This window comes from Lentzea sp. NBC_00516 (assembly GCF_036346835.1).
GTDB classification, from domain to species: domain Bacteria; phylum Actinomycetota; class Actinomycetes; order Mycobacteriales; family Pseudonocardiaceae; genus Lentzea; species Lentzea sokolovensis.
In genome coordinates, this window is record NZ_CP107840.1 from 8539685 (window position 1) to 8551537 (window position 11853).

The following is an 11853-nucleotide window of genomic DNA, read 5'->3' on the forward strand; positions in this document are numbered from 1 at the left end:
TTCGCTCCGCGAACCACCAGGTGCTGACCTACCGTCTCGCCCATGACGGAGGAACGGTCGGCGGTCGTGGTGCGGGACGTCCGCAAGAGCTACGGCGACTTGAAAGCGGTGGACGGGGTCTCGTTCACCGTGGCCGAGGGCGAGTTCTTCGGCATCCTGGGGCCCAACGGCGCAGGGAAGACCACCACGCTGGAGATCGTCGAGGGGCTGCGCAAGCCCGACAGCGGTGAGGTGCTGCTGCTCGGCGAGAGCCCGTGGCCGCGCAACGTGAAGTTGTTGCCGCGCATCGGTGTTCAGCTGCAGGCGACGTCGTTCTTCGACAAGCTGACGGCCAAGGAACAGCTGCAGACCTTCGGCGCGCTCTACGGCGTGAGTCACGGCACGGCCGCGGACATGCTGGAACTGGTCGGCCTCGCGGACAAGGCGAACGAGCAGGAGAACAAGCTCTCCGGCGGTCAGCGCCAACGGCTCTCGATCGCGTGCGCGCTGGTGCACGACCCGGACATCGTGTTCCTGGACGAACCGACCGCGGCGCTCGACCCGCAGGCCCGCCGCAACCTCTGGGACGTGTTGCGCGCCATCAGGGAACGCGGCAAGACCATCGTCTACACCACTCACTACCTGGACGAGGCCGAGATCCTCTGCGATCGCGTGGCCATCATGGACACCGGCAGGATCCTCGCGCTCGACCGGCCGGCGGTGCTGGTGCGCGGCCTCGACGCGCCGACCCACGTGACGCTGCAGAAGGGCGTTCTGTCCGTTGTGGACGCTTCCGCACTCGACGGCGTCGACGAGGCCCACGAGGACGAGGTGTCGCTGATGCTCTCCACGCGCCGCCCGGCTCCCGTGCTGTCCGCGCTGGCCGAACGCGGTGCCCTCGACGGCCTGCAGGTCCGCACGGCCACCCTCGAAGACGTTTTCCTCAACCTGACCGGTCGGGAGTACCGCGCATGACCGCGTTCAAGACGCTCTCGGTGGCGATGCTCAAGGGATTCCTGCGGGACAAGGTGACGCTGTTCTTCACCTTCCTGTTCCCGTTGATGTTCCTCGTCATCTTCGGCCTGATCCTGCGCGACGTCGGCACGGACAAGACGAAGATCGCGCTGGTCGGCGACGGCCCGATCGTGTCCGCGCTGCGCGACAGCGGTGCGCTGGAACTGGAGCCGTACAACGACGAGAACTCCGCCGTGCAGAAGGTGAAGGACGGCGACCTGCCCGCCGCGCTGATCATCCGCGGGCAGCAGCTCGACGTGCGGTTCGCGCAGAGCGACCAGGTCAAGTCCGCGACCGTGCTCGGGATCATCAACGGGTTCGTGGACAAGGCGAACCTCGCCGCGACCGGTCAGCCGCCGACCTTCACGTTCGCCGCGGAGAAGGTCGAGGACGCCTCGCTGAAACCGATCCAGTTCCTGACGCCGGGCATCCTGTCGTGGGGTGTGGCGGTGTCGGCGGTCTTCGGCTCGGCGCTGACTCTCGTGTCGTGGCGCCGGAAGCAGGTGCTGCGGCGCATCCGGCTGGCACCCGTCTCGACGGGTTCCGTGCTGTCGTCGCGGATCCTGGTCAGCGCCGGCGTCGCGCTGGTGCAGGGCGCGACGTTCATCGGCATCGCGTCGCTGCCGGTGTTCGGGCTGCAGTTGTCCGGGCAGTGGTGGCTGGCGATTCCGTTGCTGCTGCTGGGAACCATCGCGTTCTTCGCGCTCGGCATGCTGGTCGGCGCGTTCGCCAAGACCGAGGAGGCCGCTTCGGCGGCCGCGAACATCGTGGTGCTGCCGATGGCGTTCCTGTCCGGCACGTTCTTCCCCGTCGACCAGGCGCCCGCGTGGCTGCAGACGGTGTCGAAGATCTTCCCGTTGCGGCACATGAACGACGGCATGCTCGACGTGCTGGTGCGGGGCAAGGGGATCGAGGCACTCGCGATGCCGGCGGCCATCCTGGTCGGCTTCTCGCTGGTCGTCGGTTTTGTGGCCTCCCGCGTCTTCAAATGGGAGGAATAGGACAGACCGGGACAGGGCCGGTTGCCGTGTGCCGCCGGTCACGGTTCATGATGGGGAACCATGACGTTCTCCAGCGTGGTCGGACGGTTCCGCATCCTCGCCCTGGCCGAGGCCATCTCCTGGGCGGGCCTGCTGCTCGGGATGTTCTTCAAGTACGTCGTCGTGCAGAACGAGATCGGCGTCAAGGTCTTCGGCCCGATCCACGGCCTGGTCTTCGTCGGCTACGTGCTGGTGACGCTGATGGCCGTCGCGCCGCTGAAGTGGGACGCGCGCACGACGGTCCTCGCGCTGTTCGCGAGCATCCCGCCGTTCGGCACGGTGATCTTCGAGCGCTGGGCCTCGAAGACCGGCCGCCTCAGCGAACCAGCCGCCGAACAGCTCTGAGCTCTGCCTCGGGGTCGCCGTCGTGGTAGATCCGCTCGGACTCCTCGATGTTGTCCAGGAACTCCTGGTACTTCACCGCGTTGTGCAGGTGTGACGCGCGGCGGGCGACGTCGAGCGCTTCGAGCGGACGGCTGTCCGGGCGGTGCTCGAGCCACGCCTCGCTCCACACCTTCCGGATGTGGTCGTGCAGTTCCAGCCCGGCGAACTCCATGACCCGGCACGCGTCGAGTGCCGGGTGGCCCCACACGGCGTCGGACCAGTCGATGACCTCGCCGCTCCTGCGCCAGTTGCCGGGGTGGAAGTCGCCGTGCGTCAGGGTGTCCGGCAGCCCGAACGACGGCATCGGCACGGTGGTCGGGCGCAGCCGCGCCTCGCCGGCCAGCGCGTTCTGCACGGCCACCCAGCGCGGCACGATCAACTCGATGTGCTCGGTGGTGACGGGCCAGCACTTGTCGCCCGGCGCGTCGCCGAGCAGGATCCGTTGTGGCGCCGAGGCGATCAGCACCGGGACCAGCGTCGGGTCGTGCGCGCCGACCATCTCGATCACCGCGCCCTCGTCGGCGAAGAACGACGGAATGGCCTTCAGCCACACCGGGCCGTTGGCGGTGGGCAGCCGGTGCACGGTCGAGAGGTTCCACGTGCGGACCTGAACGGACGGGCCGGTGCGTTCGACGTGCCGGTCGGCCCACGCGATCAGTTCGGCAGGGCCGCCCAGCCGTGCGTACGGCGCCCGGAACTCCGCGTCCGCCTCCGGCTCCTGTGCCGGGTGGAGCTTCGTGCGGTCGGGCTCGCCGTACGCCTCGACGTGATAGGTGACCACGCCGTCCTGCGGCACGGTGCCGCCCTCGGCGGAGATCAGCCTGAGCACGTTCGTCCGGACGCCCAGGTGTGCTTCGAGCACCTCGTTGACCGGTTCGACGTGGTACCAGTCGCGGGTGGGCACCGGGAGCGCGTCCGTCCGGCCCGCGAACCCGCTCGGCGCGCTGACCAGGGCGATGATCGTTCGTTCCGTCACGTGGTCACCAGTTCTCTGACGGTCCTGAGTTCGTGCGCGGGGTCGTTCTGGTGGTAGATCCGTTCAGAGTCCTCGATGTTGTCCAGGAACTCCTGGTACTTCACGGCGTTCAGCAGGTGCGAGGCCCGGCGGGCGGCATCGAGCGCGTCGAGCGGGCGGCTGTCCGGGCGGTGCTCGAGCCACGCCTCGCTCCACACGCGACGGATGAGGTCGTGGAGATCGGGCGGGCAGAACCCGATGAGCCGGCCGGCGTCCAGCGCGGGATGACCCCACACGACGTCGGACCAGTCGATGATCACGCCACCGCTGAACCAGTTGCCGGGGTGGAAGTCGCCGTGCACCAGCGTGTCCGGCAGCCCGAACGACGGCATCGGCACGACGCACGGCCGCACCCGAGGCTCGCCCGCCAGCGCGTGCTGCACCGCGACCCAGCGCGGCACGATCTCCTCGACGTGTTCGGGCTTGGTGTTCCAGCAGTCCTCGCCGGGGGCTTCACCGAGCAGGACCCGCCGCGGCGCCGAGGCGATCACCTCGGGCACCAGGCCGGGATCGTGCGCGGCGACCATCTCGATCACCGCGCCCTCGTCGGCGAAGAACGACGGGACGGTCTTCAGCCACGCAGAGCCGTTCGCGGTCGGCAGCCGGTGCACGCTCGACAGGTTCCACGACTTGACCTGCACCGCCGGGCCGGTGCGTTCGACGTGCCGGTCGGCCCACGCGACCAGCTCGGACGGCCCGCCCAGTCGTGCCCACGGCAGTCTGCGCGGGGCGTCTCGGGCGGGCTCTTCCTCCGGGTGGAGGTGGGTTCGGTCGGGTTCGCCGTGCGCCTCGACGTGATAGGTGACGAGGCCGCCGCCGGGAGGGTCGCCACCCTCGACCGAGATCAGCCTGAGCACGCTCGTCGGGACGCCCAGCAACCGTTCCAGCGCCTCGTTGACGGGTTCGGTGTCGGCCCACCACGGCGACTCGACCGGGAGCGCGTCCGTCCGGCCCGCGAACCCGCTGGGCCCGCTGACCAGGGCGATGATCGACCGTTCCGTCACGCGACCATCATCGCGGGACGATCAACCGGATTTCAGTCCTCGAAGTCGCCGCTCGCCCGGCGGACCTTGGCGAGCAGGTCCGTGAGCTGCTCGGTCTGCCGGTCGGTGAGGCCCTTGAGACCCAGGTTGACGTCGACGACGGCGGCGGTCGCGCTCTCCCTGCGCTGCAGGCCCGCGTCGGTGATCTCGACCAGCGTCGTGCGGCGGTCGGTCGGGTGCGGCGTGCGACGCACGAGGCCGTCGCTCTCCAGCCGGTCGACGATGTTCGTGACGCTCGTGGGGTGCAACTGCAGGCGCTCGCCCATGACCCGCATCGGCAGCGCGCCCTTGCGGGAGAAGAAGAGCAGCACCAACGCCTCGTAGCGCGCGAACGTGAGCCCGTGCGGCTTGAGAGCTGCGTCCACGGCGGACTGGATGATTTGCTGGACACGCATGACGCTCGTGACGGCGGCCATCGATGTGGAGGAACCCACCCGGTCGTCCCACAGCTCGGCCGCGCGGACGATCGGATCGAACGGCAGCGGTGTCATGGGCAACGAAGCTACCAGTCAGTACCACCTGTGGATCACGAGGAGGCACGTGTGCTTGTCGCGTTCAGCGTCGCTCCGTCCGGTTCGGACGAGACAGGAGGTGTCGCGAAGGCCGTCGCCGAGGCGATCCGGGTCGTGCGGGAGTCCGGCCTGCCCAACGAGACGAACGCGATGTTCACCCTGATCGAGGGGGAGTGGGACGAGGTGATGGACGTGGTCAAGCGCGCGACGGAAGCCGTGCAGGCCAGTTCCTCGCGGGTGTCTCTCGTGCTCAAGGCGGACATCCGGCCCGGCTACACCGGTCAGCTCAAGGCCAAGGTCGAGCGGATCGAGGAGCACCTCTCCGACACGCCGTGATCCGGGCGATCCGGTCGTGGCACGTCTCCTCGGATGGCCGAACGCTCTACGCCGGCCCGGTGAGTGGACCCGTGCGGCGACGTTCGCTGGGTTAGCGTGTCGGGCGTGGACGCGAGACAACTGTGGTTGAGGTTCGAGCCCTACCACGACGTCACGTACTTCACGCCCGAATCCCGCGCGGCGACCGACGCGCTGGGCTGCAAGGGCGGATGGATGGGCTACTTCGGCATGCGCGCCGCACCACTGGGCGCCGCGTCGCCGGAGCTGGTGACGGCGGTCTTCTACAACTTCGCGCCGCGCATGGTCTCCCGTGCGCTGCCGGACGCGTGGGCGGTCGCCTCGCCGTCCGAGTACCTGCGTGTTCGGCTGGCGGGTGCGGACGGTGCGTTGCGTCGTCTGCTGGGTTCGGTGGACACGCCCGAAATCGCCGAGGCTGCTGCTTTGGCTCGTGTCGCGGCAATGGCGGCGCCTCTCGCCGGGCGTCCGTTGGCTGCGGCGAACCGTGCGTTGCCGTGGCCTGCCGAGCCTCATCTGGAGTTGTGGCACGCCTGCACGATCCTGCGCGAGGCCCGCGGCGACGGTCATGTGGCCGCGCTGGTGGCTCATGGCGTAGGGCCGTGCCAAGCGCTTGCGCTCTACGCGCGTGAGCATTCCCTCGATCCGGCATACATGCGCACCGCGCGTGGTTGGACTGTCGAAGAATGGGAAGCAGTGGAGGGATTGCCCGGTGACCTTCCAGCGGTGGAACGCGCCACGGACATGGCCGCTCTTGGTCCGTGGGAAGCACTGGGTGAAGTTGGTACGACGCGGTTCATCGAGCTGATGACACCGCTAGCTCTACGTATCGCCTCAGCCAACGAGGCGATGCGCGTCAACCCGATGGCCCTGGACCCGGTCCGGGAACTAGCCGTGCCAGGATGGAACACGTGACAAGGCCTGATCCTCGCAAGACCGCCGCACTGTCCGCCGCGCTCTCGGGCGCCGTCGATCTGGGCGCCCTGAAGGCCCGCGCCGACGCTGCCCGCACCGCCGCCGCCACGCCGGCCGCTGCCGCCGCTTCCGCGCCCGACAACGGCTCTGTGCCGTGGATCGTGGACGTCACCGAGGCCTCGTTCCAGGCCGTGGTCGAACAGTCCCTGCAGGTGCCCGTCGTGGTGCTGCTCGGGGCTTCCTACAGTCCTGAGTCGCAGCAGCTGGCCGCGTCTCTGACTCGGTTCGCTTCTGCTTCCGGTGGGTCCTGGATTCTTGCCCGCGTCGATTTGGAGGCCTCGCCTCGGATCGGGCAGGCGTTCGGGGTGCAGTCGGTGCCCACTACCGTTGCTGTTGCTGCTGGTCAGCCCATTGATGCGTTCGCTGGGCCCATCGATGACTCTGAGTTGTCTCAGTGGATTGCTCGGTTGTTGGATGCTCTGCGGGAGCGGCTTCCTGGGATTCGGGCTGGGGAAGCTCGGGCTGGGGCGCCTGTTGTCGCCGAGGAAGACGTTGTCGAGGATCCTCGGATTGTTGCTGCTGAGGAAGCCTTTGAGCGTGGGGACTACGTTGCCGCTCAGGGGTATTACTCGGAGATTTTGGCGGTTGAGCCTGCTCATGAGTTGGCCAAGGAAGGGCTTGCCCAGGCTCGGTTCGCTGAGCGGGCTGAGGCTGTTGATCCTGCTGTGATCGGTAAGGCCGATTCTGCGCCTGAGGATGTTGACGCTCAGTTGGCCGCTGCTGATGCCGAAGTTGCCGGGCAGATGGTCGACGAGGCGTTTTCTCGGCTTGTTTCGACTGTTCGTCGGGTTTATGGGGAGGATCGGGATCGGGTTCGGTCGCATTTGGTCGGGTTGTTTGAGCTGTTCCCGGCCGATGATCCTCGGGTTGCTGCGGCTCGGCGGAGCTTGGCTTCTGCTTTGTACTGATCTTGTCGGGGGTGCTTAGTAGGTTGAGATGTAGGGGTTCCCGGATCGGGGGGACGCCTGCGTCAGCGTGGTCACCTTGCTTGCGGCGGGTCGCCTTGCGTGCTTTCCCTGGGGGCTCTGCCCCCAGACCCCCGGCAATCTGATCGGGGGGTGGCGCCGTGGGTGGGTTGATGGCACGCCTGTTGCGTTGGGCGGCTGCCTGTTTCGTAGTTTGGGTGCGTTGGCGGTGGGTCCCGTCACGAGCCGCACCAAGAGCGGGCCACATGCAAGAAGGGTTGTCAAACGGACGAAAAGCGTATCCGTTTGACAACCCTTCTTGCATGCAGCAAGAGCTGTGGCGCGACTCGTGACGGGACCCACCGCCCAGCCCGCTTGGTAAGGACGGCTCGCCTTCGGCTTTGCGGTGGGTGGGTGTTGCTGTGGCTAGGGGCGTCTGCGTTCCAAAAGGACTGTGTCTCGCCATTCGCCGTGGTGTTGCGCGATTCGTTCGCGTACTCCCACTGTGCGGAAGCCTGCTTTGTGGTGCAGGGCGATGCTTGCTCTGTTCTCCGGGAAGATCGTTGCTTGCAGGGTCCACAGGTCGTCTTCGTCTGCTGACTTGACCTGGTGGTGCAGCAGGGTTTTGCCCACGCCCTTGCCCTGGGAGGCGTCGGCCACGTAGATCGAGGTCTCGACGACGCCCGCGTAGCACTCGCGGGCTGAGATCGGGGTGGCTGCTGCCCAACCTGCTGTTGTGCCGTCCACCTCGGCTATCCAGCGGTGGTCCGGTAGCCACTTGGATTCCAGGGTTCTGCGGGACGGGACTTCTGTTTCGAACGTTGCGTTGCCTGAGGCTATGCCTTCGCCGTAGATGCGGCGGACGTCTGACCAGTCTGCTGTGGTCATGGGGCGGATGGTCACGCCTGGTACTGGGCGGACTGTGCCTGTGGGCAGGGTGCCCATGACCGCGTCTGCTGCTTGGGGGAGGCCCGTGCAGCAGGCCGGGTTGACGGTGACGAGGGTGGTTGTGCCTTCGCGCTGGACGTGGAGGAAGCCGACCTCTGCCAGTTTGCGGACGTGGTGTGAGCAGGTGGACTGGCTCACGCCCAGCAGCGTGGTCAGTTCGCCGACTGTTACCGGGGCCGACGCCGAGGCCACGTGGTGTAGCAGGCGGACTCGGGTCGGGTCGGACAGCGTCGAGAACCATGAGGCGTAGGTCGTGGCTTCATCGGTTAGCACCTGGCAAGTATCGACGGTGGTCGATGGAAGAATCAAACTGAATACTTTTTGACGCAGAACGACAGGCCTCGGAAGAAGCCGTCGCCGAACGCTTCCACGCGGGCGAAGCCTGAGGGGACGGCTTTGCCGTTGACGTCCGCTGCGATGAGGCTGTCGTCGGCCAGGAGTTCTGCCACTGCCTCGTCGAGGTCTCCTGGGGACAGGCGCAGGCCCGCTGCTGCGTCCGGGCGGTTGGTCAGGCCCGCCCAGGCTCCTGTCAGGCAGGCTGTGCGCTGGCCTGCGGCGTCGTCGGCCAGGTCGAAGCCTGTGGCGTGCTGGATGGAGAGGGAGAAGCGCGAGGCGATGACGGCGAACGCCGCGAAGTCGCCGATGCCGCCCTTCGAGCCACGTTTTGGAGGTGTGCCGATCTTCACCAGGGACGGGAGATCCAGCTGGAGCTGGTTGACCGCGGGGCAGTAGGAGGCTGGGGACGTGGTCTGGGCGTCCGCGCAGGGTTTGATGCCCGCCTTGTCGAAGGCCGGGAAGGCCGCGCCGCTCGTCTTGTAGGCGTCGCGGAGGGATTCTTCGAGGGCCCTGAGGTACTTGTCCTCGTCGATCTTGGCGTTGCCGCGGCCCTGGCCCTGGTCGGTGTCGGAGAGGTCGAAGGGGCGTTCGGTGATGCGCTTGGCGATCTCGGCCTCGTTGATCTCGGCGCAGCGGGCGGCGCCTCGGGTGAAGCCGAACTGGAAGGCCGAGACTCGGTCGAACGCGCTGCCGTGGGCGCCCTGCTTCTCGAACGACGTGCCCGCGCTGTCGCGGATGAAGAACATCGTCTGCAGGACCTGGTTGAGGCCCTCGCCGGTGGAGAGTTCGAAGTGCTTCGACTTGTTCTCGGCGATCCAGCGCATGAAGACGCCGGTGTAGCAGTCGGCCTGCTGCTCCTTGACGATCGACGGGGTGTTGGCGCCGATGTTGGACGCCGGGCCGAGCTTGTACTGGACGGCGTGGCCCATCTCGTGGGCGAGGACCGTCACGACGGCCATCGGGCCGAACGAGTCCTTGAGCATCGGCAGGAGTTCGCCGCGGTCCCAGGTGATGCTGTCGTCCAGCGCGCAGTAGAACGCGTTCGCGATGCCGGTGGTGTTGAGCTTGCAGACCTCGACGCCCTTGCCGTTGGAGTCGTAGGAGATGACGCGCTTCACCGGCTCGAAGGTCTTGCCGGGGAACGAGTTCGGGAACTCGCCCTTCCAGAACTCCTGCACGTCGGCGAGGGTGTTGATCGCGAGGCGGTCCATCTCGCCGCCGTCGCCGTTCTCCACGCTCAGGTCCGCGTCGGGCACGCCCGCCTTGGGGCCGGACGGGCCGTTGGAGATCTCCAGGCCCGCGACCTTGGACGGGTCGGGGCGCTCGCCCTTCGGTTCGCCCTCGACCACGGAAGCGCACGCGGTCAAGGCTGCGGTCACGGCCAGCGCGACGGCGATTCGTCCGAATCCCATGAGGTCAGACCCTACTAAGCGCGTTGTGGGCTGTTCGGCGAGGACCCTGCCGCCAAACGTGAAACTCTCTCACCCCCTGGGGTGATTCCAAGACTGCGCGGACTCGTTTTCGTTGTCTCGCCGATGTTTCGGGGCGCACAGTCCCTGCGAGGCAAGCCTTCAGCGTGGAAGGAGTTCGGCGGTATGGGTAGAACGCGCTGGGCACGGTTCGTCGGGGTGCTCGGTATCGGTGTCGTGGGCGCCGGTGCCCTCCTCTTCGGCATGTCCCAGGGAGCGCTGGCCGCCTCGTTCGCGGTGTCCGGCACCAATTTCAAGGTCTCCGCCGACAACTTGACGGGCCAGGGATTCGTCCAGTTCGGCGGGGTGGACGCGGGCGCGGGCAAGGTGCACGTCGTCGCGGTCAGCGGTTTCAAGACGGCGAGGCTCGACAAGTTCTGCCAGTCGGTGTTCGTCCCGGGCATGCCGATCGTCGGTGACGTGACGATGCGCATCACCGCGGACAGCGTGGGCGGCATGTCCGCCGACAACCTGGTCGTCAACCTCACCGACCTCAACGGTGACCTGGTCCTCGGCAACCCCGAGATCGGCGTCGACGCGAGCAAGGTGACGAAGGGACCGGACAACCTCAGGGGTCTGCCGGGCTCGTTCGGTCTGCAGGCTGACACGGCGAACATCACCTCGCTGCAGCAGACCGCCTGGGCCACCACGGCTCAGACCATCAGGTTCAAGGGCATGAGCCTGACCATTCGCCAGGGGAAGCAAGAGTGCTTCTGAGGATCTGGCACGGCTTCACCGCGTGGCGACGTGGCCGGCCCTTCTGGGCCGGCCTGTTCGTGGCCGCGGGTGCGCTCATCATCCTGTTCCCGCCGTTCGTCGGCGTGAAGCTCGGCGACATGGTCATCTCGATCAAGACGATCGGCGGCGTCTCCGCGCTGCTGATCGGCGCGTTGCTGGCGATCAGCGCGGCCTCGTTGTGGCTGCAGCCCAAGTTCCGGCTCGCGGCGGGCCTCGTCACGGTGCTGTTGTCGCTGGTCGCGCTCGTCGTGACCAACCTCGGCGGCTTCCTGGCCGGAACCCTCCTGAGTCTGCTCGGCGGTGCGCTCGCCGTCGCGTGGACGGATGAACCCAAGAAGCCGAAGGAGGCGAAGGGGTCGAAGAAGGCGAGGCGTGAGAACGCCGCCGCGGAACCAGAGATAGCGCCGGACACGACCCAAAGGGTTCAACCCACATGATGCGAACACAGCCGCTGGCCGCCGTCGCGATGGTCGCGGTGCTGGCGCTGCAACCGCCCTCGAGCACCGAGCCGCCGCCGTCGTCCACCCCCGGCAGCAGCTCACCGGCCCCGACCAGCACCACGTCGGAGCCACCCGCGTCGAGCACCAGTTCCACCCCACCGCCGGCGTCGTCGTCCGTGCCGGCCCAGCCGCCCAGCGCTGAGCCGCCCTCGACGCCGCCGCCCCCGCCACCGGCCCCTGCACCGGTGGCGGCAGGAGGGCGCGAGTGGACCCTGACGGCATCGCGGCTCGACCTGGGCGGCCTCAACTTCGTCGGGGTCGTCGACGCGCTGGTCAGCGGCCAGGTCATCAAGGTCCTGAAGTTCACGGCCAACGACATGAAGATCAAGGACCTGGTGCAGTCCGGCGAGATCTCGCCGGGCGTCAAGCTGATCACCGCGGCCCGGCCGGGCAGCACGTCCACGGTGTCACCGGGACGCATCGAGCTGTACACGGTGCAGCTCAAGGGCAACCTGGACCTGCTCGGGATCAAGATCCCGGTGGACTACACGGCCGCGCACCCGCCGCCGCTGAACGTGCCGTTCGTGACCTTCACCGAGGTCACGGTGCGCAACACGGACCTGATCGGCGGCACGCTGAAGATCCCGGGCGCGCGGATCTCGGTCGTGTCCGACCAGGCACCGGTCGAAAGACGCTGAAGCCCG

Annotated in this window: 14 protein-coding genes; 9 read left to right on the plus strand and 5 right to left on the minus strand. The window is 67.7% G+C overall.

The window, feature by feature from the left end; all coding sequences use genetic code 11:
- Positions 1–42: 42 nt before the first annotated feature.
- Genes OG205_RS39525 through OG205_RS39535 form a run of 3 tightly spaced genes read left to right on the plus strand, consistent with a single transcriptional unit; the run spans position 43 to position 2378 of the window.
- A complete protein-coding gene (locus OG205_RS39525) occupies positions 43–954 on the plus strand; it encodes an ABC transporter ATP-binding protein (RefSeq protein WP_330272922.1) in 912 nt (303 codons plus the stop codon).
- Positions 951–1994: an ABC transporter permease gene (locus tag OG205_RS39530; RefSeq protein WP_330272923.1), complete on the plus strand. Its 1044-nt coding sequence runs from the start codon at positions 951–953 to the stop codon at positions 1992–1994. Before OG205_RS39525 ends, OG205_RS39530 begins: the two co-directional genes overlap by 4 nt.
- A 60-nt stretch (positions 1995–2054) precedes the next feature.
- Positions 2055–2378 carry a DUF3817 domain-containing protein gene (locus OG205_RS39535; RefSeq protein ID WP_330272924.1) on the plus strand — a complete coding sequence of 108 codons (324 nt, stop codon included), beginning with the start codon at positions 2055–2057 and terminating at the stop codon, positions 2376–2378.
- Here OG205_RS39535 and OG205_RS39540 read toward each other — a convergent pair.
- The 3 genes from OG205_RS39540 to OG205_RS39550 are packed head-to-tail and all read right to left on the minus strand — an operon-like array spanning position 2350 to position 4966.
- Positions 2350–3393, minus strand: a complete 1044-nt coding sequence (locus OG205_RS39540; protein ID WP_330272925.1) for a phosphotransferase — start codon at positions 3391–3393, stop codon at positions 2350–2352. The two genes, OG205_RS39535 and OG205_RS39540, sit on opposite strands and share 29 nt — an antisense overlap.
- Positions 3390–4436, minus strand: coding sequence for a phosphotransferase family protein (locus OG205_RS39545; protein WP_330272926.1), 1047 nt, complete (start codon positions 4434–4436; stop codon positions 3390–3392). Before OG205_RS39545 ends, OG205_RS39540 begins: the two co-directional genes overlap by 4 nt.
- Before the next feature lie 32 nt (positions 4437–4468).
- Complete coding sequence (locus tag OG205_RS39550; RefSeq protein WP_330272927.1) at positions 4469–4966, minus strand: MarR family winged helix-turn-helix transcriptional regulator; 498 nt, start codon at positions 4964–4966, stop codon at positions 4469–4471.
- Positions 4967–5017: 51 nt separating this feature from the next.
- Between OG205_RS39550 and OG205_RS39555 the strand changes: the two genes are divergently transcribed.
- The 3 genes from OG205_RS39555 (at position 5018) to OG205_RS39565 (ending at position 7221) form a co-directional block, all read left to right on the plus strand.
- Positions 5018–5323 carry an MTH1187 family thiamine-binding protein gene (locus OG205_RS39555; protein WP_319977749.1) on the plus strand — a complete coding sequence of 102 codons (306 nt, stop codon included), beginning with the start codon at positions 5018–5020 and terminating at the stop codon, positions 5321–5323.
- Positions 5324–5428: 105 nt separating this feature from the next.
- On the plus strand, positions 5429–6253 hold the full coding sequence (locus OG205_RS39560; RefSeq protein ID WP_330272928.1) for an SCO6745 family protein: 825 nt from the start codon (positions 5429–5431) through the stop codon (positions 6251–6253).
- Complete coding sequence (locus tag OG205_RS39565) at positions 6250–7221, plus strand: tetratricopeptide repeat protein (protein ID WP_330272929.1); 972 nt, start codon at positions 6250–6252, stop codon at positions 7219–7221. The genes OG205_RS39560 and OG205_RS39565 overlap by 4 nt, the downstream gene beginning before the upstream one ends.
- A gap of 423 nt (positions 7222–7644) precedes the next feature.
- Here OG205_RS39565 and OG205_RS39570 read toward each other — a convergent pair whose 3' ends face one another.
- The gene (locus tag OG205_RS39570) at positions 7645–8439 is read right to left on the minus strand and encodes a helix-turn-helix domain-containing GNAT family N-acetyltransferase (protein ID WP_330272930.1); all 795 of its coding nucleotides are present in this window, start codon (positions 8437–8439) and stop codon (positions 7645–7647) included.
- 32 nt (positions 8440–8471) lie between these two features.
- Positions 8472–9914, minus strand: coding sequence for a neutral zinc metallopeptidase (locus OG205_RS39575; RefSeq protein ID WP_330272931.1), 1443 nt, complete (start codon positions 9912–9914; stop codon positions 8472–8474).
- Between the two features lie 183 nt (positions 9915–10097).
- Here OG205_RS39575 and OG205_RS39580 point away from each other — a divergent pair, with 183 nt between their 5' ends.
- The 3 genes from OG205_RS39580 to OG205_RS39590 are packed head-to-tail and all read left to right on the plus strand — an operon-like array spanning position 10098 to position 11847.
- Positions 10098–10688, plus strand: a complete 591-nt coding sequence (locus OG205_RS39580) for a DUF6230 family protein (protein ID WP_330272932.1) — start codon at positions 10098–10100, stop codon at positions 10686–10688.
- Positions 10679–11146, plus strand: a complete 468-nt coding sequence (locus OG205_RS39585; RefSeq protein ID WP_330272933.1) for a DUF6114 domain-containing protein — start codon at positions 10679–10681, stop codon at positions 11144–11146. The genes OG205_RS39580 and OG205_RS39585 overlap by 10 nt, the downstream gene beginning before the upstream one ends.
- Positions 11143–11847 (plus strand): hypothetical protein, encoded by a 705-nt coding sequence (locus OG205_RS39590; protein WP_330272934.1) that lies wholly within the window; start codon positions 11143–11145, stop codon positions 11845–11847. The genes OG205_RS39585 and OG205_RS39590 overlap by 4 nt, the downstream gene beginning before the upstream one ends.
- The last annotated feature ends 6 nt before the right edge of the window (positions 11848–11853 follow it).